The organism is Streptomyces sp. NPDC087859, from assembly GCF_044742595.1.
Classification (GTDB): Bacteria; Actinomycetota; Actinomycetes; order Streptomycetales; family Streptomycetaceae; genus Streptomyces; species Streptomyces canus_F.
On sequence record NZ_JBIUUU010000027.1, the window covers coordinates 40,433 to 64,017 of the forward strand.

19 protein-coding genes are annotated in these 23,585 nt (G+C 73.1%); 12 read left to right on the top strand and 7 right to left on the bottom strand.

Features of this window, described 5'->3' with window-relative positions; all coding sequences use genetic code 11:
• The first annotated feature begins 102 nt into the window (after nucleotides 1–102).
• Nucleotides 103–627 (top strand): PadR family transcriptional regulator, encoded by a 525-nt coding sequence (locus ACIOHP_RS44480; RefSeq protein WP_401896685.1) that lies wholly within the window; start codon nucleotides 103–105, stop codon nucleotides 625–627.
• A 26-nt stretch (nucleotides 628–653) separates the two neighbouring features.
• On the opposite strand, the gene pgm is transcribed toward ACIOHP_RS44480, so the two are convergent.
• Nucleotides 654–2,294 (bottom strand): phosphoglucomutase (alpha-D-glucose-1,6-bisphosphate-dependent), encoded by a 1,641-nt coding sequence (gene pgm, locus ACIOHP_RS44485; RefSeq protein ID WP_401896686.1) that lies wholly within the window; start codon nucleotides 2,292–2,294, stop codon nucleotides 654–656.
• Nucleotides 2,295–2,408: 114 nt separating this feature from the next.
• On the opposite strand from pgm, the gene ACIOHP_RS44490 reads away from it, so the two are divergent.
• Nucleotides 2,409–3,086, top strand: a complete 678-nt coding sequence (locus tag ACIOHP_RS44490) for a class I SAM-dependent methyltransferase (RefSeq protein WP_401896689.1) — start codon at nucleotides 2,409–2,411, stop codon at nucleotides 3,084–3,086.
• A gap of 3 nt (nucleotides 3,087–3,089) precedes the next feature.
• Here the strand turns inward: ACIOHP_RS44490 and ACIOHP_RS44495 are convergent, their stop codons facing one another.
• Nucleotides 3,090–4,445, bottom strand: a complete 1,356-nt coding sequence (locus ACIOHP_RS44495; RefSeq protein WP_401896796.1) for an NAD(P)/FAD-dependent oxidoreductase — start codon at nucleotides 4,443–4,445, stop codon at nucleotides 3,090–3,092.
• 300 nt (nucleotides 4,446–4,745) lie between these two features.
• Here ACIOHP_RS44495 and ACIOHP_RS44500 point away from each other — a divergent pair, with 300 nt between their 5' ends.
• Both ACIOHP_RS44500 and ACIOHP_RS44505 read left to right on the top strand, forming a co-directional pair.
• Entirely contained in the window at nucleotides 4,746–5,042 is a 297-nt protein-coding gene (locus tag ACIOHP_RS44500) for a hypothetical protein (RefSeq protein ID WP_401896691.1), read from the top strand.
• A gap of 134 nt (nucleotides 5,043–5,176) precedes the next feature.
• Nucleotides 5,177–6,001: a hypothetical protein gene (locus tag ACIOHP_RS44505; protein ID WP_401896693.1), complete on the top strand. Its 825-nt coding sequence runs from the start codon at nucleotides 5,177–5,179 to the stop codon at nucleotides 5,999–6,001.
• A gap of 6 nt (nucleotides 6,002–6,007) precedes the next feature.
• Here ACIOHP_RS44505 and ACIOHP_RS44510 read toward each other — a convergent pair whose 3' ends face one another.
• Nucleotides 6,008–9,376 carry a hypothetical protein gene (locus tag ACIOHP_RS44510; RefSeq protein ID WP_401896695.1) on the bottom strand — a complete coding sequence of 1,123 codons (3,369 nt, stop codon included), beginning with the start codon at nucleotides 9,374–9,376 and terminating at the stop codon, nucleotides 6,008–6,010.
• A 233-nt stretch (nucleotides 9,377–9,609) separates the two neighbouring features.
• Here ACIOHP_RS44510 and ACIOHP_RS44515 point away from each other — a divergent pair, with 233 nt between their 5' ends.
• On the top strand, nucleotides 9,610–10,995 hold the full coding sequence (locus ACIOHP_RS44515; protein WP_401896697.1) for a tannase/feruloyl esterase family alpha/beta hydrolase: 1,386 nt from the start codon (nucleotides 9,610–9,612) through the stop codon (nucleotides 10,993–10,995).
• Between the two features lie 11 nt (nucleotides 10,996–11,006).
• Here ACIOHP_RS44515 and ACIOHP_RS44520 read toward each other — a convergent pair whose 3' ends face one another.
• Entirely contained in the window at nucleotides 11,007–11,189 is a 183-nt protein-coding gene (locus tag ACIOHP_RS44520; protein ID WP_327715584.1) for a hypothetical protein, read from the bottom strand.
• A 246-nt stretch (nucleotides 11,190–11,435) separates the two neighbouring features.
• On the opposite strand from ACIOHP_RS44520, the gene ACIOHP_RS44525 reads away from it, so the two are divergent.
• The 3 genes from ACIOHP_RS44525 to ACIOHP_RS44535 are packed head-to-tail and all read left to right on the top strand — an operon-like array spanning nucleotide 11,436 to nucleotide 16,084.
• On the top strand, nucleotides 11,436–14,291 hold the full coding sequence (locus tag ACIOHP_RS44525; protein WP_401896700.1) for an SNF2-related protein: 2,856 nt from the start codon (nucleotides 11,436–11,438) through the stop codon (nucleotides 14,289–14,291).
• Nucleotides 14,288–15,526, top strand: coding sequence for an SWF or SNF family helicase (locus ACIOHP_RS44530; protein ID WP_401896702.1), 1,239 nt, complete (start codon nucleotides 14,288–14,290; stop codon nucleotides 15,524–15,526). Before ACIOHP_RS44525 ends, ACIOHP_RS44530 begins: the two co-directional genes overlap by 4 nt.
• A 6-nt stretch (nucleotides 15,527–15,532) precedes the next feature.
• Nucleotides 15,533–16,084, top strand: coding sequence for a GNAT family N-acetyltransferase (locus tag ACIOHP_RS44535; protein WP_401896705.1), 552 nt, complete (start codon nucleotides 15,533–15,535; stop codon nucleotides 16,082–16,084).
• On the opposite strand, the gene ACIOHP_RS44540 is transcribed toward ACIOHP_RS44535, so the two are convergent.
• The 3 genes from ACIOHP_RS44540 to xylA form a co-directional block, all read right to left on the bottom strand.
• Nucleotides 16,071–16,475, bottom strand: a complete 405-nt coding sequence (locus ACIOHP_RS44540) for an NUDIX domain-containing protein (RefSeq protein ID WP_327715588.1) — start codon at nucleotides 16,473–16,475, stop codon at nucleotides 16,071–16,073. The two genes, ACIOHP_RS44535 and ACIOHP_RS44540, sit on opposite strands and share 14 nt — an antisense overlap.
• A gap of 75 nt (nucleotides 16,476–16,550) precedes the next feature.
• Nucleotides 16,551–17,396, bottom strand: a complete 846-nt coding sequence (locus ACIOHP_RS44545) for a hypothetical protein (protein ID WP_401896708.1) — start codon at nucleotides 17,394–17,396, stop codon at nucleotides 16,551–16,553.
• 149 nt (nucleotides 17,397–17,545) lie between these two features.
• The gene (xylA, locus tag ACIOHP_RS44550) at nucleotides 17,546–18,712 is read right to left on the bottom strand and encodes a xylose isomerase (RefSeq protein WP_361549514.1); all 1,167 of its coding nucleotides are present in this window, start codon (nucleotides 18,710–18,712) and stop codon (nucleotides 17,546–17,548) included.
• Between the two features lie 146 nt (nucleotides 18,713–18,858).
• On the opposite strand from xylA, the gene xylB reads away from it, so the two are divergent.
• The 4 genes from xylB (at nucleotide 18,859) to ACIOHP_RS44570 (ending at nucleotide 23,555) form a co-directional block, all read left to right on the top strand.
• A complete protein-coding gene (gene xylB / locus ACIOHP_RS44555) occupies nucleotides 18,859–20,304 on the top strand; it encodes a xylulokinase (protein WP_361549512.1) in 1,446 nt (481 codons plus the stop codon).
• Between the two features lie 100 nt (nucleotides 20,305–20,404).
• Nucleotides 20,405–21,613 carry an ROK family protein gene (locus ACIOHP_RS44560; RefSeq protein ID WP_401896709.1) on the top strand — a complete coding sequence of 403 codons (1,209 nt, stop codon included), beginning with the start codon at nucleotides 20,405–20,407 and terminating at the stop codon, nucleotides 21,611–21,613.
• A 279-nt stretch (nucleotides 21,614–21,892) separates the two neighbouring features.
• On the top strand, nucleotides 21,893–22,906 hold the full coding sequence (locus ACIOHP_RS44565; protein WP_361492590.1) for an acetamidase/formamidase family protein: 1,014 nt from the start codon (nucleotides 21,893–21,895) through the stop codon (nucleotides 22,904–22,906).
• 43 nt (nucleotides 22,907–22,949) lie between these two features.
• On the top strand, nucleotides 22,950–23,555 hold the full coding sequence (locus ACIOHP_RS44570; RefSeq protein WP_401896711.1) for an N-acetylmuramoyl-L-alanine amidase: 606 nt from the start codon (nucleotides 22,950–22,952) through the stop codon (nucleotides 23,553–23,555).
• Nucleotides 23,556–23,585 lie beyond the last annotated feature (30 nt).

The following is a 23,585-nucleotide window of genomic DNA, read 5'->3' on the forward strand; positions in this document are numbered from 1 at the left end:
GCCCTTGCGAACCATCGCCCCGACAATACCTCGGTTGCGAGGTATTGAGAATGCGATGTATTAATCAGGCGATGTACACCGGACGTACGGCAGAATGCGGGCATGCTGGAGCTCGCCATCCTCGGATTCCTGTACGACGCCCCCCTGCACGGCTACGAGCTGCGCAAACGCATCGCGGCGCTGACGGGGCATGTGAAGCCCATCGCGGAGAGCACGCTCTATCCGGCCATCAAGCGCCTGGAGAAGGCAGGGCTGCTGGAGCGCGCGACGGAGCCCGGTTCCGTCGCCGCGCCACGACACGTCCTGACGCTCACCCAGGACGGCCGCCGCGATCTGCGCCGCCGGCTCGCCCAGCCCGTACAGCGCGACATCACCGACGAGAACCGCTGGTTCACCCTGCTCGCGTTCCTCCGGCACCTGGACGACGCCGCGCCGCAGGCGGCCGTACTGCGGCGCAGGCTGGCGTTCCTGGAGGAACCCGCGAGCTTCTTCTACGAGGGTGACCGGCCGCTGCGCGCCGAGGAACTGGACGATCCCTTCCGGCGCGGAATCCTGACGATCGCGCGCGCCACGTCCCAGGCGGAACTCACCTGGCTGCGGGACACCCTCGCCTCACTGGACGGCTGAGAACACCTCACCGCCGGTCGTGGGCGTCACGCGCCCAGCGCGGCGAGCACCACGGACCGGGCCTCCTCCTGGACCTGCCGCAGATGGTCCGCGCCGAGGAAGGACTCACCGTAGATCTTGTAGACGTCCTCCGTGCCCGAAGGGCGGGCCGCGAACCAGGCGTTGGCAGTGGCGACCTTGATGCCGCCGAGGGCGGCGCCGTTGCCGGGGGCCTCGGTGAGCACCGTGGTGACCGGCTCGCCGGCGAGGGTGTCGGCGGTGACCTGGCGCGGGGACAACTTGGCGAGCAGCGCCTTCTCCTCACGGGAGGCCGGGGCGTCCACGCGCGCGTAGGCGGGGGCGCCGAAGCGGTCCGTGAGACCGGCGTAGTGCTGCGACGGGGTCCTGCCCGTGACCGCCGTGATCTCGGAGGCGAGCAGCGCCAGGATGATGCCGTCCTTGTCGGTGGTCCACACCGAGCCGTCCCGGCGCAGGAAGGACGCTCCCGCCGACTCCTCGCCGCCGAAGCCGAGCGAGCCGTCCGACAGGCCGTCCACGAACCACTTGAAGCCGACCGGGACCTCGACCAGCGGCCGGCCGACGTCCGCCGCGACCCGGTCGATCATGCTGGACGACACCAGGGTCTTGCCGATCCCGGCGCTCGCGGGCCACTGCTCCCGGTGCGAGAACAGATACGAGATCGCCACCGCCAGATAGTGGTTGGGGTTCATGAGGCCCCCGTCCGGCGTGACGATGCCGTGGCGGTCGGCGTCGGCGTCGTTGCCGGTGGCGATGTCGAACCGGTCGCGCTGCTCGATGAGCGAGGCCATGGCGTACGGCGAGGAGCAGTCCATGCGGATCTTGCCGTCCCAGTCCAGCGTCATGAAGCGCCAGGTGGGGTCGGTGAGCGGGTTGACCACCGTCAGGTCGAGCCGGTGCTGTTCGGCGATCCGGCCCCAGTAGGCGACCGAGGCACCGCCCAGCGGGTCGGCGCCGATCCGCACACCGGCGGCCCGGATCGCGTTCAGGTCCAGCACGCTCGGCAGGTCGGCCACGTACGTGCCGAGGAAGTCGTAGCGGCCGGTGCCGGGTGCGGCCAGGGCACGGGCGTAGGGGATGCGCCGTACGTCCTTCAGACCGCCGGTGATGATCTCGTTGGCGCGGTCCTGGATCCAGGAGGTCGCCTCGGACCCGGCGGGGCCGCCGTTCGGCGGGTTGTACTTGAAGCCGCCGTCGGCGGGCGGGTTGTGCGAGGGGGTGACCACCACGCCGTCCGCGAAGCCGGAGGTGCGGTTCCGGTTGTGGGCGAGGATGGCGTGCGAGACCGCCGGCGTGGGTGTGTAGCCGTCGGCCACGTCGATGAGGACGCTCACGTCGTTGGCGGCGAACACCTCCAGTGCCGTGATCCGCGCGGGCTCGGACAGGGCGTGGGTGTCGGCGCCGAGGAAGAGCGGGCCGTCGGTGCGCTGGGCGGCGCGGTACTCGCAGATGGCCTGGCTGGTGGCGGCGATGTGGTCCTCGTTGAAGGCCGCCGCGAGCGACGAGCCGCGATGTCCGGAGGTACCGAACGCCACTCGCTGCCCGGGTTCGGCCGGGTCGGGGTGCAGCGCGTAGTACGCCGTGACCAGGCGGGCCACATCGATGAGGTCCTCGGGCCCGGCGACCTGTCCCGCTCGCGCGTCCTGCATGTGCCCGCTCCTCCGCAAGAGTCGATCGTGGGGTTACGGCCCCATTCTCCCCTGTCCGGTGCGCCGGGACGCGCACCGGGCGACCGTTGTGGCACGCGTACGACGGATGCGACGATGCGGGTCGGCGAGCGAAGGGACACGGACGTGACGCACGAGGACCAACGGCCGCCCGCCGCCGTGCTGTTCGACGCGCTGGGCGCCGACTACGAGAAGGCGTTCGCCCATGCCCCCGCGCACCTGTCCGCACTGGAGTGGCTGATCGAGCGGCTGCCGCCCGCCGCGCGGACACTGGACGTGGGCAGCGGCACCGGGCGGCCCACCGCGGCGGCGCTCGTCGGGGCGGGGCACTCGGTGCTGGGCGTCGACGTCTCCCCCGTCATGGTGGAACTCGCCGCCCGTCAGGTGCCCGGGGCCGAGTTCCGCAGCGCCGACATCCGGGATGTCCCGCTGGCCGCGGACTCGTTGGACGGCGTATGCGTGTTCTTCTCGCTGCTCCAGATGACCCGTGCCCAGCAGTCGGCCCTGGTGCGGCGCCTGGCCCTGGCCCTGAGGCCCGGTGGGCATCTGGTGCTGGCCACCGTGCCGGCGGACGTGGAGGACGTCGAGGTGGTCTTCATGGGCCAACCGGTCCGCGCGACGAGCTTCGCCGAGGACGACGTGATCGGCATGGTGGAGGCGGCCGGGCTGACGGTGCTGTCCCGGCACAGCCTCACCTTCACCCCGGACCACCCCGCCGCGGGGCCCGAGCCCCATCTCTTCCTGTACTGCCGCCGCGACGGGACCGGGCTCTGACGCTCACCGCTCCTGCGGCTCCGGGTTGGCCGGCGGCTCGGCGGGCGTCGGCCCGGGCCGGCCGAAGAGAACGGCCCGCGCGACGGAGGGGGCGAACAGGGCGGTGACCGGCTCGGCGAGGACCAGCACGGCACGGAAGGCACGCCCCACGACGGGGTCGCCGGGCGACCGTTCCGTGACGCGGCGCAGGTACCACCCCGCGACACGGTCCGCGGGGCCGGCCGCGACCGCGGTGCCGACCGCGCCCGGCATCCCGCGGTCCGCTCCGGCGGAGATGTCCCACGCCTGCCGGGATGCCGCGAGCAGCGCCCGCTGCACGCGGCGCGTGGTGGGGGTGCGGCGGCGGTCGGCGAGCGTGTCACGCAGGGCGACCGCGCTCATCGCGGCGATGGCCATGCCCTGTCCGTAGATCGGGTTGAAGGTGCACAGGGCGTCGCCGGTGGCGAGGAATCCGGCCGGGCGGCGGCCGGGCAGGTCGTAGCGGCGCCGGATGTTCGCGGTCCGCCGGTAGCCGAACGCCGGCGAGAGCGGTTCGGCCTCGTCCAGCCAGCGGTCCAGGAGCGGGTGCGACAGTCGCTTGGCGTACGCCTCGAACTCGTCGTCGCCCGTGGGCGGTTCGTCGCCGCGCAGCCCCGAGACGATGACCAGATGACTGCCGTCCTCCAGGGGCAGCGCACCACCGCCGTTGACCTGGTCGGGCCCGGGATAGACGTAGTGGCCGAGGGTCTCGCCGTCGAGGGTGCCCTTCCGCCCGCGGTAGACGCGCGAGGCGTAGGCGAGCCCGGTGTCGATGGTCTCCTCGTGCGCGCTCTCGGCGCCGATCGCCGCGAGCCACTGCGGCGCCTTGGTGCCGCTGCCGGAGGCGTCGACCACCAGGTCGGCCTCCAGGGCCCGGGATTCCGCGCCGACGTCACCGGAACGCTCCCGCAGGAGTACGCCCCGTACGCGCGAGGCATCACCGAGAAGCCCGACGGCCTCGGCCCCCTCCACGACGCCGATCACCGGATTGGCGAGAACCCGCCGCCGGATCAGCTCCTCCAGCTGCGCGCGGGAGCCGGTGTAGATGTGCGTCGACGCGGGCCACCGGCGGAGCCAGCGGCCGTTCTGCCACAGCACCATGTCCGACGGCATCCCCACCCGCGGCGCCCCCGCCATGTCCAGTTCCGTCAGGAAGCCCGGCAGCAGCGACTCCAGGGCCGTCTGCCCGCCCTCCAGCAGGACATGGGGATGCCGACCCTGGGGTACGCCCGGCCGTGACGCGGCGACCTCCGGGAACCGGTCACGCTCGACGACGGTCACCCGGTCGCAGTGCCCGGCCAGGACGTGCGCCGCGAGCAGCCCCGCCAGGCTGCCGCCCACGACGACCGCATGTCGCTCGCCCCGACCGCCGCCCTCGCTCCGACGGCCCGTTCCTACGGCAGAGTTCACCGATCCGCTCCCTTGGTCGCCATGTGGTGAGAAGGCACAAGTATCCTTCGCCGCAAGGAGCGTTGACCGTGTTCCGGCCCTTCAGGGCATCTCGAACCCGCCATCCCGTGAGGGCCCGTCCGCCAGGGGGAGACGCGCCGCCCCCCTTCTGTCGCCGGAGATCCAACCCTACGTTGAGTAGGGGGAGATGAACGATCGGTCAGCCAACCACGCAGGGGGAAGGTGGTCAGCATGTTCGGCAGGGTCCGCAAGTCCTTCGCCAGATTCTTCGACACCGCTCGCGCCGATAAGGGCAACGACCGGGACAAACGCACGCACAACCTGTTCGAGGCCGCGGCGGCCTACGTCTCGGCATGTGCCGAGGACGACCAGGACCAGATCGACGAAGCCGTCGGCTGGGTGTCTCCGGAGGCGTTGTCGTTCGGGGTGAGCGAGCTGGCGTGCCGGGCGGTCATCGCGCTCGCGCGGGAACGCGACGAGTCGCCGCAGACCGTGGCCCGTGCCCTCCTGGGGCTTCCGGCGGCCTGATCGACGGTCCAAAGAGGCCGATTCGCCCTGTCCGGCCGGAAAACAGCAGCTCCGGGTGGGCTGGGGAGTCGTGACAAGCGGCTTCCGCGCACACTAGGGTGCGCGCCGTTGGACATACCGATGGGGAGGCTGGGATGGCCGGGACGGACGAGGACACCGTCGCCGCCGCGGACGACGCGCTCTATGTGCTGACGGCGGTGCTGTTGACGCCGGCGAAGTTCCCGAGCGTGCTGGGCGACGACTATCCGGAGGCCTGTGCGGCGCTCGGTCTCGCGCCGCTTGCCGACGGGTACGGCCTGGTGCTCGGCCAGGACGGCGACGGCTCCCGCTGGACGGTCGTCATCGACGACGTCTCGCTGGTCGCCGTCGCCATCGCGTCCTGGGACTGCGGCATGGAGTACGACCTGTCGCCCGACGAACGCACGGTTGTGGCCGCCCTGCCGGGCTGGCCTCTCGCGGTCGCCGTCGCGGCTCCGAACGTGCCCGCGCCGCACGATCCCGCGCCGGAGATCGACGGTCCCCCGCTGACACCGCCGGACACCAGCACGTGGGGGCCGGCCCAGCGCCGGCTGGGGGCCGACGAGATCGCCCTCCAGTGGGCCACGTGGCGTGAGCAGATCGACGACGCCGACTTCCCGGTGCCGGAACCGGTCGAGTCGGCCGAGAAGGGCCAGGAGGACGCTCCCGGGGGCCACAGCGGCATCCGGCGTGTCCTCGCGGAGGCCCGCGGGTACGTGGACACGCCGCCGCCCCTGGGCCGGGTCCGGTCGTCCTTCGCGCCGGGCGACGCCCGCACCCTGCGCGCCGACGGCCCCGGCTGGTCGCTCGTGGCCAGGACCGACGACATCGCGTTCGTGCTGCTCGACGACGAGCCCGGCGAGGTGCTGCCGGTCGGCCGCGGCCCGGAGCTGCCGGGGCTGCTGGAGGCGCTCGACAAGATGGCCGTACGTCCCCTCTGAGCCGGGTCATCGACGGCCGCGGCCGTCCGGGTCCACCAGCAGGGCGTCCACGACGGTGTCCGCGTCCTGGTGGGCTCTGAGCGCGTCGAGTTCGGCCCGCCAGGGTTCGTCCCAGGACGCCGCCCGGCCGCCTGCCCGGACGAGGTCCAGCGCGAGGCGGCCGGTCACGGCGGAGCCTCGGGCGCGGAGGGTCCGCGCGGCGGCGAGCAGGGCGGCACGCACGCGTGGCCGGTGCAGATCGGCCGGTACGTCGTGCCGCGTCGGCAGCCGTCCCGCCCCTGCCTCGCACTGCCGCGCGACCCTTTCCCACCGGTGCTCGTCGTGTTCGCCGTTGCGTACGCGTGCCATGGCGCTGTCCCAGCTCACCCGCGCGGCGTCGGCGTGGAGTCCCACGGCCTCCAGTGTGTCGGCGAGCGCGTCCAGCACCGCCGACGGCTCCTCGCCGGCTCCCGCGTCCGAGTACTCGGCGCACGCGTGCAGGCGCCGCAGCGCGTCGGCACGCGTGCGTGGGTCCACGGCTCGTGCGGCCAGATCGTCGAAGGCGCGTCGGAGCGCCGCCTCGGTCAGCGGTCCGGGCGGCAGCCGGACGAGTTGGCGCGCGGCCGCGTCCCACACCCTGCGCGGGCGGGTGGGGGCCGCGAGGGCCTCCGCGAGCGCATGGGCACCGCCCGGCCCGGCGGGCGCCGGCCACGTCGGAAGCACCTGGCACGCGGCGACCACGGTGTCCTCGTCGCCCGTCTCCACCAGCCGCACCAGGAAGGCGGCGTAAGCCTCCCTCGGCACCGTGAACCCGAGGCCCACGCGCGCGTGCACGACCTCGTCGCGCACGGCGGCCTCATGGACGGCCCCCGTCAGACGGTCGGCCACGTCCCCGCGGTCGATCGCCGGCAGCAGGACGCGGGCGAGGACGGCGCGTACGTCCCGATGCTGGTGCGGCACGTCCCAGGCCGCCAGGAGGGCTTGGAAGGCGTCCTGCCGTGGGAGGTCGGCCAGCGCCCGTACGGCTTCCTTGCGGGCGCCCACCGGGCTGTCCGCGGCGCAGGCCACCGGTGCCAGCAGGGGTACCGCGTCGTCGTCCGGCAGCCGTGCGATGAGCCGCCGCACCGAGGCCATCGCGGCGCGGCCGCGCACGCCCCCGGTTCCCGCGTGCCGCAGCAGGAGGGTCACGGGATCGCGGCCCGGGACGTCACCGAGGGCCACGAGGGCCGCCGCTGCCACCGGTTGCGGGGCGTCCCGCGCGAGAGCCGTCAGACGTTCGGGGTCCCTCAGCAGCCGCGCCGCATCGGTCCGCACGCGCAGCGGAGCCGATTCGTCGAGCACCACGCGCGCGTGATGCTCCTCCCAGGCGTCCCGCTGGGCAGGCAGCCACCTTCCGGCGACGCCGGGCGCGAGGTGCGGTGTCCACGCGGTACGGCGGGTCCGCAGCCGGCCCGTGAGGCCCTCGCGTGCGGCGGCCAGGACCGGGGCGAGCAGATCGGTGCGACGGGTGGCGACGGTCCGAAGGACGACGGGAACGGTGACGAAGGTCGGGTCCAGGGCGATCAGTTCGGCGCAGCGCTGCTCGCGCACCCGCGGCGGCCGCACCCATGCCGCCGCGGCACGCGTCGCGAGGTCCGGATCGTCGCACTCGACGGCGACCCGTCGCGCCTCGGCGTCGAGTTCCGGCAGTGCGGTGAGGTGTGCCGCGAGGAGTTCGGCGAGGGCGGTGCCCACCTCGGGTCGGCGCAGGGCCGTCGGTGCGATCGCCGTCCAGATGGCCCGGGCGGTCGTCTCGCCGACGTGCAACGGGGCCAGCGCCTCGGTCTGTTCCGGCCGTGTGACGAGTTCGCCGAGCAGTCCGGCCGCGGAGGCAGCCCGGTCCGGCCGGCCGGTCGCCGCCGCCCGCGCGGCGACCCGGTAAAGCAGTCGTCGCGCGGCCCTGACGGTGCCTTCCGTCGCGTCGCGTGCCTGGACGGTGGTGAGGACGGCGTCACGCAGGACGCGTTCGGGCAGTGCGGCGAGCAAGTGTCCTGCGGCGCCCGCGAGTTGTTCCAGCGCGGGACGGCGCACGGCGTCCTGGTCGTGCCAGGCCCGTTCGCAGTCGGCGGCGACGCGTGCGAACTGTTCGGGGTCGCCTTCGAGTTCGGCGCAGACCAGCAGGGCGGGCCATGCCAGGGAGCGGTGTTGGAGGCGGTGGTTGTCCGCGAGCGCCTTCAGCAACGGTTCACCCTCTGCGAGCGGCAGGGCCTGTGCCGCTCGGACCAGGCTCCACGGGCGGCGTTCGCTGCCCGCCGCCGAGGGGCGGACCAGATCTGCCCGGTCGACGGGTTCGAGGGCGGCCAGCGCGCCCACCAGTGCCGGGACGGGCCGGGACGTCGTGCCGGTGTGCTTCTCGACGATGCGGCGCCGCTCGGCGGGTGGGAGGAGACCGAGCAGACCGTCCGGGGTGACGTCGGTGCGGCCGGGTGCGGTGGGGCGGCGTCCGGTGCAGCGGCAGTGCTCGGCGAGTTCCACCAGGTCGTGTGCGGGCAGGGCGAGGAGCTTGCGGCGCAGTGAGGGCGGCAGTGGGCCCACGGGAACGAGGCGCTCACGGCCGCGGTCGCCGGGGCCGGGGGCTGGGGTGCGCAGCACGGCCAGTGCTTCGGCGGGCCGGGTCAGGGCGGAGAGGACGGCTGCGGGAGTGAGCAGCAGCGGTGTCCGTTCCAGCAGCAGGAGCGCCGCGTGTGGGTCACGCCGGGCGGCGAGCGACGCAACGGCACGGAACTGGCGGGTCGAGTGCTGGGGCCGGTGCGCGCATTGATCCGTCACGTGTGCGGCGACGGCGTAGGGGGCGGTACGGGCCAGGGAGTTGAGGAGGCCGGGTGCCGGTTCGACGCGGGGCAGCCATGCGGCCACCGTCTCGGGAGGGCAGGCGGGCAGGAGTGCGGCCGCCTCGCGACCGCCGTGGCGTTCGTGGATCCGCGGCAGCAGCCTGGCCGCCAGTGCCGTGCGGCGGCTCAGTTTGAGGAGGCGATAGGTGTCGTGGCGCACGGCCCTGATGTCGCTCAGGGCCAGGCGTTCCAGGGCCTGTTCGGGTACGGGCAGCCGGATGGCCGCCGAGCGGGCCCGGCGTCCCAGCAGCGGGTCCGCGAGAGCCTCCGCCACCCGTTCCAGGTCGCGGCGGACCACCGCGAGGAACAGGGCGGTGTGCCGGTCGGCGGGATCGCCGTGGTCGAGGGCGCGGTGGAGCGTCTCGTAGGCGCCCGGAGCGAGGGTGCGGGCGTACCGCGCCAGGGCGCTGGTACGGGCCGGGAAGGGCAGGGTGTCGAAGTGGGCCCTCAGCCAGGCGGACGTCAAAGGTGCCGGCGGGTTCTGGGGCTGTCGGGACGGCGTCGGGGACGCCTCGTATGCGGCCATCAGCGCTCACCGTGGAGTCGCTGGGCCCCCTTTCCGAAAGTCATGTCGGTCATGGTGGGGTGCCGCCGATCACCCGCGCAACCGGATTTGTCGCGCCTCTTCGATCTCCTTCCTCCGCACGGCACTTCACATACGGCGCCCTCATTCCATGTGGCCCCGCCCCATGGATGGCGTCGTACAGCACTCGCACCATGAGGCAGCCCGCGACTCCCCGACCCGTCATGGAGGCCCTCATGCGCCTGTCCCGAGGCGTCCCGCTCCTCGCCGCCACACTGGTGGCGACCACTCTCAGCTGGCCGACTCCCGCCGCAGGCACGGCAGATGGTCACTGCGCACGACAGGACCGCGTCCACGTGCCGGGCGCGGCCTTCCAACGGAGCGCGTGCCTCACGGACCTGACAACCACCGGGCTGGCCGGCACCCCGTACACCGACATGGCCGACCAGGCGGGGCTGACGGTCAGGGCGACCCGCACCCCGTCCGGCGTTCCGGGTGTGCAGATCGACGGCTACTTCCCGGACTCCTCCCGGTTCAACGCCACCCACGGATGGCAGCACGACGCCCAGTTCGTGATCAGGCTGCCGGACCGCTGGAACGGCGGACTCGTCGTCACCGGCGCACCGGGTACGCGCAGGCAGTACGCCACGGACACGGCGATCTCCGACCGAGTGCTCGCGCAGGGCTACGCCTACGCCGCGACCGACAAGGGCAACAACGGCGCCGACTTCTACCGCGACGGCACCCGCCCCGGTGACGCGGTCGCGGAGTGGAACGCGCGCACCACCCAGCTCACGCGCGCGGCCAAGCGTGCGGTGGCCCAGCGTTACGGACACGCGCCGAGGCGCACGTACATGACGGGGATCTCCAACGGTGGCTATCTGACGCGCTGGCAGCTGGAGAATCGTCCGGAGCTGTACGACGGCGGCGTGGACTGGGAGGGGGCGCTGTGGACCGCGGACGGCCCGAATCTGCTCACCTCGCTGCCCGCGGCGGTGGCCCGAATGACCGGTTCGGCGCGGGACGAGGACCTGTACGCGGTGGGCTTCGCGCGCGGCTCGGAGTTCCTGTGGCCGTACCACGAGAAGGCCTATTGGGGAGTCACGCAGAAGATCTACCGCGCCGAGTTCGACCCGGCCTACGACCCCGCCTGCCCCGGCCCGACCGCCGGGACCACCACGGAACAGGTGCTGGCGCCCTGTGCCGGCGACGCGGGCTACGACTACGCCGCGCGCCCGGCGTCCGTCCATCGCGCCGTGGCCCGGGTGGCGCTGACCGGACGGATCGGGCGCCCGCTGATCACCCTGCACGGCGACCTGGACGCGCTGCTGCCCGAGGCCGCCGACTCCGACGTGTACGCGCGCATGATCGACGCGAGCGGCAGGGGCCGTCTGCATCGCTACTACACGGTCGAGGGCGGCACGCACGTCGACGGCCTGTACGACACCTATCCGGACCGGCTGCGGCCGATCCTGCCCTGCTACCGGTCGGCCTTCGACGCGCTCGTGTCATGGGGGGAGCGGGGCACCCCGCCGCCCGCGGACCATGCCGTGAGCAGGCCCGCGAGCGGCGACGTGGTCGACTCCTGCCCCCTGGCCGGCCGGGCCGAGGCGGCCCGGTAGCCCAAGGGGTCTCAGCGACCGAGCTCCTTGCGTGTGACACGGCGCAACCTGCGCCGCTGCGAGGGGTCCAGCGTGAGGTACGCGGCGGCCGGTACTCCCAGGACGATCAGGAGTGCGGCCCACCACGGCAGCCAGATCAGCAGAAGGATGCCGACCGCCACACCTCCTGCGGCGATCTTCGCTCTCTTCGACATGTGTCGCCTCCTCCGCGGCCACTGCCGCTCTCTGTCCTGAGAACGGGCCCGCGCTCTCCACGGTTCCGCACCACGACCCTGAGACATCCCTGAGTCGCTACCCCCAGGCGTCCCTGAGACAGGGATACCCACCCTCTCCATGAGGTGACCCAGATCACGGCCCGGCCATTCCGGGTCGGCTGGGCACGTGCTGTACCCTCGGCCACTCCGCGCTGAGTAGTCAAGTTTGAGGAGTGTCGCATTCCTGTGCCGAGGATTCCCGCGGCAACACCGACCGAGATCGCTGAACTGGCCCGTTGCTGTGCCGTGTTCGTCCCCGGCGACCCCGCCCGCACCGGTTCGGTGGCCTTCTGGGACCCCGAGGGTGACATGCCGCCGGCCGTCGCGTCGGGGTCCGTCGAGGACCTGACCGTCGTCGTGCCCGGCGAGGAAGGGGTGGAGACGGTGGCCGTGCCGGCCGTGCTGCTGCCGGTGCGAGCGGCCCTGCCCGTCCTCACGCGTGCGCGTGCCGCCACCAACGGCCATCGGGCGACCGTGTTCTGGGGCACGGCCGCCGTGCACGCACTGCAGCTCGCGGCCCGCGGACTGCTGCTTCCCGGCCTGTCCGAGGGCGACCACGACGCCTGGCGCGTGGGTCCGTTGCGCCCCGAGGACGTCGAGCGCGTCCGGGCGCTGGCCGCGGCGATGCCGCCCGAGGCACACGCCGTACCGCTCGACGGCGGCACACCGCTGCGGCTGCCCGACCCCGAGCGGCTGCTGCGCGCCTTCCTCGACGCCATCGCCGACACCCTGCCCCGCTCCCCCGCCGCGTCGCTCGTGACCGGCGGTCCCGCCTACGCGACGCCGGAACCGCAGCACGTGCCCGGGCACCGGGCCTGGGCGGCCGATGTGGCGGCCGGCCACGATGCAGGCGTACGGCTGTCGCTGCGGATCGAGGTAGCCGGTCTCTCGAGCGCGGCGCAGGACGAGGCCGCCCCGGCTTTCCGGGCCGTGTTGCAGGTGCACGACGTGAGCGATCCGGCACTGGTCGCGGACGCCGCCGAGGTGTGGGCAGGGCCGGGCGGGGCGTTCGGCCCCCGTGCGCGGATGGACGCCCTGCTCGCGCTGCGCCGCGCCGCCCGCGCCTGGCCGCCGCTCGCGCCCCTGCTCTCGGCGGCCGTGCCGGACGAGATCGAACTCGCCGACGAGGAGGTCGTCGATCTCCTCTCGGCCGGCGCCCGGACCCTCGCCGTCGCCGGCGTCGACGTGCACTGGCCCAAGGAGCTCGCCCGCGAACTGACGGCCCGCGCGGTGGTCGGCCCGCCGGACGACGCGCAGGAGCCCGGCAGACTCTCCTCGGACACCCCGTCGTTCCTCTCCGCCGACGCGCTGCTGGCCTTCAACTGGCGGTTCGCGCTCGGCGACCAACAGCTCACCCGCGAGGAGCTCGACCGACTGGCCGAGTCGAGCCGCCCTGTCGTGCGGCTGCGCGACCAGTGGGTCCTGATCGACCCGCAGGAGGTGCGCCGGGCCCGCGCCCAGCAGGACCGCAAGATCACCCCCGTCGACGCGCTCGGCGCCGCTCTCACGGGCTCCACGGAGATCGACGGCCACCGGGTCGAGGTGCACCCCACAGGATGGCTCGCGGCCCTACGGGAACGGCTCGCGGACCCCGAGGCGCAACAGCCGGTCGAGCAGCCGGCGGAGCTCGCGGCCACGCTCCGGGACTACCAGCGGCGCGGCCTCAACTGGCTGGCGCGGATGACCTCCCTGGGGCTGGGCTGCTGTCTCGCCGACGACATGGGACTCGGCAAGACGATCACGCTCATCGCCCTGCATCTGCACCGGCAGACGGACGCCTCCACCGCCGGACCCACGCTCGTGGTGTGCCCGACGTCCCTCATGGGCAACTGGCAGCGCGAGATCGAGAAGTTCGCCCCCGGCACGCGCGTGCGCCGCTTCCACGGGCCGCGCCGGGACCTGGGCGCCCTGGCCGAGGGGGAGTTCGTGCTCACCACGTACGGCACGATGCGACTCGACGCCGACCGGCTGGCCGACGTGTCGTGGGGCATGGTCGTGGCGGACGAGGCGCAGCACGTCAAGAACCCGTACTCGGCGACGGCACGGCAGCTGCGTTCCATCGGCGCACGCGCACGCGTGGCGCTCACCGGCACCCCGGTGGAGAACAACCTGTCGGAGCTGTGGGCCATCCTCGACTGGACGACTCCCGGCCTGCTGGGCCGCCTCGGCACGTTCCGCGCGCGGTACGCGCGGGCCATCGAGGGCGGCCGGGACCCGAGGGCCGCCGAGCGGCTGGCCCGGCTGGTGAGCCCGTTCCTGCTGCGCCGCCGCAAGTCGGATCCGGGCATCGCTCCGGAGCTGCCGCCGAAGACGGAGACGGACCGCGCGGTGTCGCTCACCAAGGAGCAGACGGGCCTGTACGAGGCGGTGGTGCGCGAGACGCTCGCGGAGATCTCCGGCGCCGACGACATGGCGCGGCGGGGGCTGATCGTGAAGCTGCTGACCGGGCTGAAGCAGATCTGCAACCACCCGGCGCAGTACCTCAAGGAGGACCGGCCGAGGATCGTCGGACGGTCCGGAAAGCTGGAGCTCCTGGACGAGTTGCTCGACACCATCCTCTCCGAGGGGGCGAGCGTGCTGGTCTTCACGCAGTACGTGCAGATGGCCCGCCTCATCGAGCGGCACCTGGCCTCCCGCGGGGTGCCCTCGCAGTTCCTGCACGGCGGCACGCCCGTCGCCCGGCGGGAGGCGATGGTCCAGCACTTCCAGGACGGCGAGGTCCCGGTCTTCCTGCTGTCGTTGAAGGCGGCGGGCACGGGGCTGAACCTGACCCGGGCCGAACATGTCGTGCACTACGACCGCTGGTGGAACCCGGCCGTGGAGGCGCAGGCCACCGACCGTGCGTACCGGATCGGGCAGAACCGGCCGGTGCAGGTGCACCGGCTGATCGCCGAGGGCACCATCGAGGACCGCATCGCCGACATGCTGAGCCGCAAACGGGAGTTGGCCGACGCGGTGCTCGGTGCCGGGGAGGCGGCGCTGACGGAACTGACGGACGCGGAGCTGGCGGATCTGGTCGAACTGCGAGGGGGCACACGATGAGTGACGAGACGGAGCGCACGTTCGCCGCGTTCCCTCCCCCGCACGGGAGGGGCTTCGCGCAGAGCTGGTGGGGCCAGGCCTGGCTGAAGGCGCTGGAGGACGCCGCGCTCGACACCGCGCAGGTGAAGACCGGCCGAAGGCTCGCGCGCGCGGGTGCCGTCGGCGCGGTGTCGGTACGGCCGGGGCGGATCACGGCCGTCGTCCAAGACCGCGACCGCACACCGCACCGGGCCGATGTACTGCTCGAGCAGCTGTCCGACGACCAGTGGGACAGTTTCCTGGACATGACCGTCGAGCGTGCCGGCCATGTCGCGGCTCTCCTGGACCGTGACATGCCCCCGCATCTGGTCGAGGACGCGGCGGCCGCTGGTGTCGAACTCCTGCCCGGGATGGGCGACCTGGAGCCGCGGTGCGACTGCGGTGCCTGGGACCACTGCGGGCACACGGCGGCGCTCTGCTACCAGGTGGCGCGGCTGCTGGACGAGGACCCCTTCGTCCTGCTGCTGATGCGGGGCCGCGGTGAACGCGCCCTGCTGGAGGCGCTCCAGGACCGCACCGCCGTACCCGATGAGGCGCCGGCCCTCCAGGAGCAGGAGGGGGTGGACGCTGCCGAGGCGTACGCGGCCGGGGACATCCTTCCGCCGCTGCCCGCCCTGCCGGAACTCCCCGAGGAGCCCGGCGTACCGCCCTCCCTGGACACCGAGACGCCGGCCCCCTCCGATGTCGATCCGGCCGCCCTGGAGTTCCTGGCCGCCCGGACCGCGGCCCAGGCACACCGTCTGCTGGCCGGACAGGACGCTCTCGACGAGGAGTTGACGCTCACCCAGGACGCCGTCCGCCTCGCGGTGGGCACTCCCGGGACGGCCGTGCTGGAGCGGCTGTCGGAGGGATCGGGGCGCACCATGGAGGAGTTGGCGCTCGCCCTGCGCGCGTGGCGGGACGGAGGCGTGGCCGCGCTGGACGTGCTCGAGGAGGAATGGACGGTCGGGGGTGAGACGCTCGTACGCGCGCGTGCCGCGATCGACTCGGCGTGGGACGAGGAGGAGCGGCCCTCGTTGCGGGCGAGGGGCAACCGGTGGACGGTCGTGGGCTCTTCGAGCCAGTTGCGCCTCGGACGGGACGGCCGCTGGTGGCCGTACCGGAAGGAGCGGGGCCGTTGGGTGCCGGCGGGGGTCGCCGTCCAGGATCCCGCGACGGCGCTGGCCGCGGCTCAGGAGGCCCTGGAGATAGGTTGACGTGCCATGAGGCACTTCGGCCAGGACATCCTCACCGTCGCGGACGAGCTCACCGAGGCGTACGCCGAGATCTTCACCGCCCCGCCCTGGGAGCACCGGAACGCCGAGGAGACCCGCTCGGCGTTCCGGGAGCGGCTGGAGACGGACGCGCACCGCCCCGGTTTCCGTGCCGTCCTGGCGCTCTCGGACAGCGGTGGGGTGGACGGCTTCGTCACGGGCTGGACCACGCCGTCCCCCTTCCGCAGCGACCGCGCGTACGGCAAGGTCACCCGACGGCTCGGCGCCGACCGGGTCGACGAGCTGCTGGTCGGCGCCTTCGAGGTCGATGAGTTGGGCGTACGGTCGCGTGCCCGCGGCACGGGTCTGGGCCGTCGGCTGCTGTCGGCCCTGACCGCCGGCGTGCCCGAGGGCCGGGCGTGGTTGCTGACCTGGGACCAGGCGCACGACACGCTCGCGTTCTACCGGCGTACCGGCTGGACGGAGCCCGAACCGCTGCCCGGCCGGGAGACGGACGTGGTCGTGTTCCTGGCACCCGCGAAGCCTGCTACGACTCCGTGAGGCGGCCCTGCCACAGCATCGGCAGGACGTGGTCCCTGACCGCGGGCGCGATCCGGATGTCGTCCTCGTGCCCGGTGATCCAGCGCAGATGCGCGAGTTCGGCGGCGGGGCGGGGCACCTGGGCCAGGCGGGCGCCGTAGAGGGACATCCGCATGGGCACGCCTTCGAGGGCCGCCACGGCCTCGACGTCGGCCAGGAAGCGCGGTTCCAGGGGCCGTACCCCCAACTCCTCGTCCAGCTCGCGGTACAGGGTCTCCAGGGGCGCCTCGCCCGGGTCCGGTTTGCCGCCCGGCACATAGAAGACCTCGGGAGCCGCCTGCTTGCTCACCACCAGGAGCCGCCCCTCGCGGACGATCGCGGCCGCCACGACTTCCAGTACCTCTCGCGTCATGGGCCCCATCCTCACCCACGCCCGGACGAGCCCCTGCCGACGGTGACGCGCGTGCGGCCGCCGCACGGCGTCCGATCACGTCAGGGGCGCGGTGAGCTTGCGGGTGCCCTGGGGGTCGGCGGCCAGGCTGCAGGCGACGTTGTCGATGCCGAGCCGGTAGCCGGCGGGGTCCGGGTACTGCACCAGGGTGCCGCGCACGGCACCGTCGGGCTGGTCCGCCGCCTTGCTGTCCAGGGTCCGCTCGCACAGGTCGGACGCGGCCTTCTTCAGGGCCGCGTCGGTCGTGTAGTCGCCCTGGAGTTCCGCGATCTTCACGACCTCGGCGTCGTGCGGTTTCCCGCAGGGGCGCTTGGCCGCCTGCCCGGGCCGGTCGCCGTCGGTGTCGAAGCAGTCGCCGGTCCGCAGCAGGTAGTAGGGCACTTCGTCGGACGCGAAGGACGGGAACAGTGATTCGAGGCCGCTCGGGAACTCGCTCGGCAGGTTGGTGGGGAACTCCGAGGGCAGCCGGGTCGGCAGCTTCGTCGGGAGCTCGCTGGGCAGTCCGCTCGGCAGGCTCAGCGTGGGGCGGGGTGAGCTGCTCGCGCTCGCGCTGGGCTTGCCGCCCGGCGAGTCGTCGTCGTTGCCCGACGCCATCAGCACGACGGCGGCGACGGCGGCACCGACCACGAGCACGGTGAGCAGGATGAACAGCGGATTGCGGCCCCGGCCCGGGCCACCGGGCGGTTCCGGCGGAGGAGGCGGCTCCCATCCCCCGTACGAGGGCGGTCCGTTGCCTCCGGGAGGCGGGCCGTACCCGCCCGGCGGCCCATAGCCCCCTCCCGAGGAGCCGAAGCCTTCAGGAGGGGGGCCGAAGCCGCCGCCGTAGGGCGGCGTGTCGTCCGGCGGCCCGGGCGGCTGAGGCGGTACGGGCGGCATGGCCATACCGTCCAGGGTCGCCGGGCCCGGGGCACGGCGCGACCCCCGTACGGAAGTTGATACCGACTCATGCCGTGGACGGCATCGTTCCGGAGCATTCCGCACGGGGGCCGGTCAGACATGGAGACCGATCACACACGCACGCGCGCGTGCGTTCAGCCGCGGGCGCCCAGCAGGTGGTCCATCGCCAGCTGGTCGAGGTGCTCGAAGGCCATACCGCGCGCGGCGGCGGCCTCCACGTCGAACTCCTCGAAGGCCGTACGGTCCGCGAGCAGCGACTTCAGGCCGTCCGCCGCCGTGGGCTGCGCCAGCTCGTCCAGACGCGCGGCCCGCAGCGCCTCCTGGACCTGCGGGTCGGCACGGAAGGCGGCCGCCCGCTCCTTGAGGATGAGGTAGTTGCGCATGCAGCCCGCGGCCGACGCCCAGACACCGTCGAAGTCCTCGGTCCGCGGCGGCTTGAAGTCGAAGTGCTTCGGACCCGCGTAACCGGCGGTCTCCAGCAGGTCGACCAGCCAGAAGGCGGACCGCAGGTCACCCGCGCCGAAGCGCAGGTCCTGGTCGTACTTGATGCCGGACTGTCCGTTGAGGTCGATGTGGAAGAGCTTGCCCGCCCACAGGGCCTGCGCGATGCCGTGCGGGAAGTTCAGCCCGGCCATCTGCTCGTGGCCGACCTCCGGGTTGACGCCGTAGAGCTCCGGGCGCTCCAGGCGCTCGATGAACGCCAGGGCGTGCCCGACCGTGGGGAGCAGGATGTCGCCGCGCGGCTCGTTCGGCTTGGGCTCGATCGCGAACTTCAGGTCGTAGCCCTGCTCGGTCACGTACTCGCCGAGGAGGTCGAAGCCCTCCTTCATGCGGTCCAGGGCCACGCGTACGTCCTTGGCGGCACCGGACTCCGCGCCCTCGCGGCCGCCCCAGGCGACGTAGGTCTCGGCGCCGAGCTCGACCGCCAGGTCGATGTTGCGGATCGTCTTGCGCAGGGCGTAGCGACGCACGTCACGGTCGTTCGCCGTGAACGCGCCGTCCTTGAAGACGGGGTGCGTGAAGAGGTTGGTGGTGGCCATCGGCACCTTCATGCCGGTCGCGTCGAGGGCCTCCCGGAAGCGCTTGATGTGGCCCTCGCGCTCGGTGTCCGAGGACCCGAAGGGGATCAGGTCGTCGTCGTGGAAGGTCACACCGTGGGCGCCGAGCTCGGCCAGGCGCCGCACGGTCTCGACAGGGTCGAGGGCAGGCCGCGTGGCGTCGCCGAACGGGTCCCTTCCCTGCCAGCCGACGGTCCACAGGCCGAAGGTGAACCTGTCCTCGGGGGTGGGCTGGTAGTTCATGTCGCGGCTCCTTGCTCGCTTGCGACTATTTCGTCATGGCCGTTTACAAATTAGTATGCGATCGCGTCTCTGGGAAGAGACAAGATGTCTCCGACGGTCTTCGGACGGAGACACGAGCCGCTTGAGCACGCAAAAGGGAGAGCCCGATGTCAGCTGCCGAGGGTCCGCTCGTCGTCGGCGTGGACACGTCCACGCAGTCCACCAAGGCCCTGGTCGTCGACGCGTCGACCGGAAGGGTGGTGGCGAGCGGACAGGCGTCGCACACCGTCTCCTCCGGGGCGGGGCGCGAGAGCGACCCGCGTCAGTGGTGGGACGCGCTGTGCGAGGCCCTGCACCAGTGCGGTGACGCGGCCCGCGAGGCCGCCGCCGTGTCGATCGGCGGGCAGCAGCACGGCCTCGTCACGCTGGACGCGCAGGGCGAGCCGGTACGCCCCGCCCTGCTGTGGAACGACGTGCGCTCCGCGCCGCAGGCCGCCCGGCTCATCGAGGAACTGGGCGGACCGAAAGCCTGGGCCGAGCGCACCGGCAGCGTCCCGGGCCCGTCCTTCACCGTCACGAAGTGGGCCTGGCTCGCCGAGCACGAGCCGGACGCGATCCGCGCGACCAAGGCCGTGCGCCTCCCGCACGACTACCTCACCGAGCGCCTCACGGGCCAGGGCACGACAGACCGCGGCGACGCCTCCGGCACCGGCTGGTGGGCGTCGGCGACCGAGGCGTACGACGAGGAGACCCTCGCGCACATCGGCCTCGACCCCGCACTGCTGCCCCGCGTGGTCCGGCCCGGCGAGGTGGCGGGGACCGTGCGTGACCGCCACGACCTGCCGTTCTCCAAGGGCACCCTGGTCGCCCCGGGCACCGGCGACAACGCGGCCGCCGCACTGGGCCTCGGACTGCGTCCCGGCACCCCCGTGCTGAGCCTGGGCACGTCGGGCACGGTGTACGCGGTCTCCGAGCGGCGCCCCTCCGACCCGACCGGCACCGTGGCGGGCTTCGCCGACGCGCACGGCGACTGGCTTCCCCTGGCCTGCACCCTGAACTGCACGCTCGCCGTCGACCGCGTCGCCGCCCTGCTCGGCCTCGACCGGGAGGCCGTGGAGCCCACCACCGGTGTCACACTCCTGCCCTACCTGGACGGCGAGCGCACCCCCGCGCTGCCGGGCGCCTCCGGACTCCTGTACGGCCTGCGGCACGACACCACCGGCGGCCAGCTCCTCCAGGCCGCCTACGACGGTGCCGTCCACGCCCTGCTGGGCGCGCTCGACCTGGTCCTCGACGAGGACGCGGACCGTTCGGTCCCGCTGCTGCTGATCGGCGGCGGCGCCCGGGGCAGCGCCTGGCAGGAGACCGTACGCCGGCTCTCGGGCCGTCCCGTGCGGATCCCCGAGGCCAAGGAGCTCGTCGCACTCGGCGCGGCCGCCCAGGCGGCGGGCCTGCTGACCGGCGAGGACCCGGCCGCGGTCGCCCGGCGCTGGAACACGACCGCCGGCCCGGTACTGGAGGCCGTGGAGCGGGACGAGGCGACGATGGCGAGGATCTCCGGGGTACTCTCCGACGCGGCTCCGCTGCTGGACAGGCCGGCGGAGACCGGCTGAGACGTCCGCCGCCGGACAGGCGCCCGGCGGCCCACCGAGGCCGCCACCGCCCGACGGGCTCGCGGAGAACCGTATCGATCATCAGAGGACTGACGGAGGCATGACCGCACCGCTGCACGACGCCCACCCGGCCGGACCGGGGCGCGCGCTGCCCGACACCCAGCAGGGCATGCGCCGCCGCAACCTGGCCCGCGTGATGCACACCGTCAGCGCCGAGGGACCGCTCTCCCGGGCCGCCGTCGCCTCACGGATCGGGCTGACCCGTGCCGCCGTGTCGACCCTCGTCGACGAGCTCATACGGTCGGGCCTGCTCGAGGAGCTCGGCCCCGAGCGGCCGGGCCGAGTGGGCCGGCCCGGGTCGGCGCTCGCCGTCAGCGCGCACGGTCCCGCCGGGATCGGCGCCGAGGTCGGCGTCGACCACCTCGCGGTCTGCGCGGTCGATCTGCGCGGCCAGGTACGGGCCCGGGCCGTACGGCACGGTGCGAACCGCGGCCGCTCCCCCGCGCCGGTGATCGAGGAACTCACCGAGCTGATCGACCGGGTCGTCACCGAGGCGGAGGGCGACGGCCTGTGGCCGGCGGGACTCGCCGTGGCCGTGCCCGGCCTGGTGGCGCGCGACGGCCGTACGGTCGTGCGCGCCCCGAACCTCGACTGGCACGACACGGACCTCGGCGCCCTGCTGCCCACGGAGTTCCCGCTGGCCGTGGACAACGAGGCCAACTTCGGCGCCCTCGCCGAACTCTGGCTCGGCGACGGCACCCCGCTCGACTTCCTGCATGTGTCGGCGGAGATCGGCATCGGTGCGGCCCTCGTCGTGGCCGGCGGTCTGCTGCGCGGGACCCGCGGCTTCGCGGGCGAGCTGGGGCACGTACCGGTGGAACCCGAGGGGCCGCAGTGCCCGTGCGGCGGGCGCGGATGCCTGGAGCAGTACGCCGGTGAGGAGGCCGTCTTGCGTGCGGCCGGTCTGGAGCCCGGGGGCGACAGGGTCGGGCTGCTCGCGGCGCGGGCCGCCCAAGGGGACGAGGACGTACGCCGTGCCCTGCGGGATGCCGGGCGGGCGCTCGGCGTCGCGCTGACCGGGGCGGTCAATCTGCTGGACCCCGAGAACGTGGTGCTGGGCGGTGAGCTGTCCGGGCTCGCCCCGTGGCTGCTGCCCTCGCTGGAGGCCGAGCTCGCCAGTCGGACAGCGGGACCGCCGTGCCCGGTGTCCGTGTCCCGGCTGGGTCCCGAGGGGCCGCTGCTGGGGGCCGCGCACTCGGTGGTCCGGGCTGTCCTCGACGACCCTGCCGCAGTGGCCGAACGGGCCTGACCCCAGGCCGACTTCGCTCCGGCCCGCTCGCCTCGTTCACTCGGCCGAGTGAGCGAGTTGTCCACAGGTCGCGGGCCGTCCACCGAAACCCGCCGCGTCCTTCTGCCCAACCCGCAGGCGCCGTACCGTGATGCACGCGAGTCGCTCCTGCCAGTGCGGCATCCGCCTCCCCTGGTGCTGATCGTCCTGATACGACGCCACGCGGGACGCACGGCCGGAACGACCCGCGTCCACGTCAAGGAGCCCTCCCCGCCTTCCGCGAAACGGAGCAGTGCAGCCATGAGCGACCCCCGGATCCTGACCGTGCGGCCCGAACCGGGCGAGTACGCCTGGACGTTCGGCGGTGCGCCGCCCGTGGCGCGCATCGCGCCCGGCACGGTTCTCGACCTGTTCACCGAGGACTGCTTCGCCGGACGGGTGCGGTCCGAGAAGGACCTGGTCTCCGAAGTCTGCGAGTTCCCCTTCCTGAACCCGCAGACCGGTCCCTTCCACGTGGAGGGCGCCGAGCCGGGCGACACGGTCGCCGTGCACTTCGTGTCGATCGAGCCGGCCCGGGACTGGGCCGCGTCCACCACGGTCCCCCTCTTCGGAGCACTCACCTCGACCCACACCACGGCCACTCTGCAGCCACCCCTCCCGGAGACCGTCTGGATCTGGCAACTCGACCGGACCCGCCGCACCGCACTGTTCCGGGCACACGACAGCGACTTCGAGGCCGAACTTCCCATGGACCCGATGCACGGCACCGTGGGAGTGGCCCCCGCCAACCTGGAGGTCCGCTCGGCGCTGGTGCCCGACGCGCACGGCGGGAACATGGACACACCGGAGATGCGGGCCGGCGTCACCTGCTACCTCGGTGTGAACGTCGAGGGCGCGCTGCTCAGCCTCGGTGACGGACATGCCCGGCAGGGCGAGGGCGAGACCTGCGGGGTCGCCGTCGAGTGCGCGATGAACACCGTCGTGATCGTGGAGCTGCTGAAGGGGATCGCGACACCCTGGCCACGCATCGAGTCGGACACCCACATCATCTCGACGGGGTCCGCACGACCGCTGGAGGACGCCTTCCGGATATCCCAACTCGATCTGGTGCGGTGGCTGGTGCGCGACTACGGGTTCAGCGAGCTGGACGCGTACCAGTTCGCGACCCAGGCCGTGGAATCGCCACTGGCCAATGTGTGCGACACCAACTACACGTGCGTGGCGAAGATCCGCAAGCAGTGGCTGCCCGCCCGGGAGACGCACCGTGGTGTGCACGCGCGACTGAGGGAGATCGCGGCAACCGTCCGTCCCTGACCCGCGTCTCGATCAACACCGCACCACCGAAAGGCGATCGTCCATGGAACGGGCAAGACCGCTGCCGAGCAGACGACGCCTCCTGAAGGGCGCCGCCCTCACCGTCGTCCCGTACGCACTGCTGCCGGAGGCGCGCGCCGGAGCGGACACCCACGCCGTCGACCACCCGCTCGCCGAGTGGCAGCCCGCGACGTCCGCCAACCGCACCTCGGCGAACCGTCCGACGAGCCACCCGATCGACCTCGTGATCATCCATGTGACGCAGACGAGCTACCGCAAGACCCTCGGTGTCTTCCGCAGTCCCGCAAAGCAGGTGTCCGCCCACTATGTGGTCCGTTCCCGGGACGGCAACATCGCGCAGTGCGTCCGCGAGGCCGACATCGCCTGGCACGCGGGGAACTGGGACTACAACACGCGCAGTATCGGCATCGAGCACGAGGGGTGGGTGGACCGCCCCGCGTACTTCACCGACGTCCTGTACGAACAGTCGGCGCGGCTGACTGCCGACGTCTGCGCCAAGTACGCGATCCCGAGAGACCGGACGCACATCATCGCGCACTACGAGATGCCGGGTTCGGATCACACCGACCCCGGGCCGCACTGGGACTGGGAGCGCTATATGAGGCTGGTCGAGCGCGCCGGGCGGTGATGTCGTTCGGGTGACGCCGGTCGAAAAGGT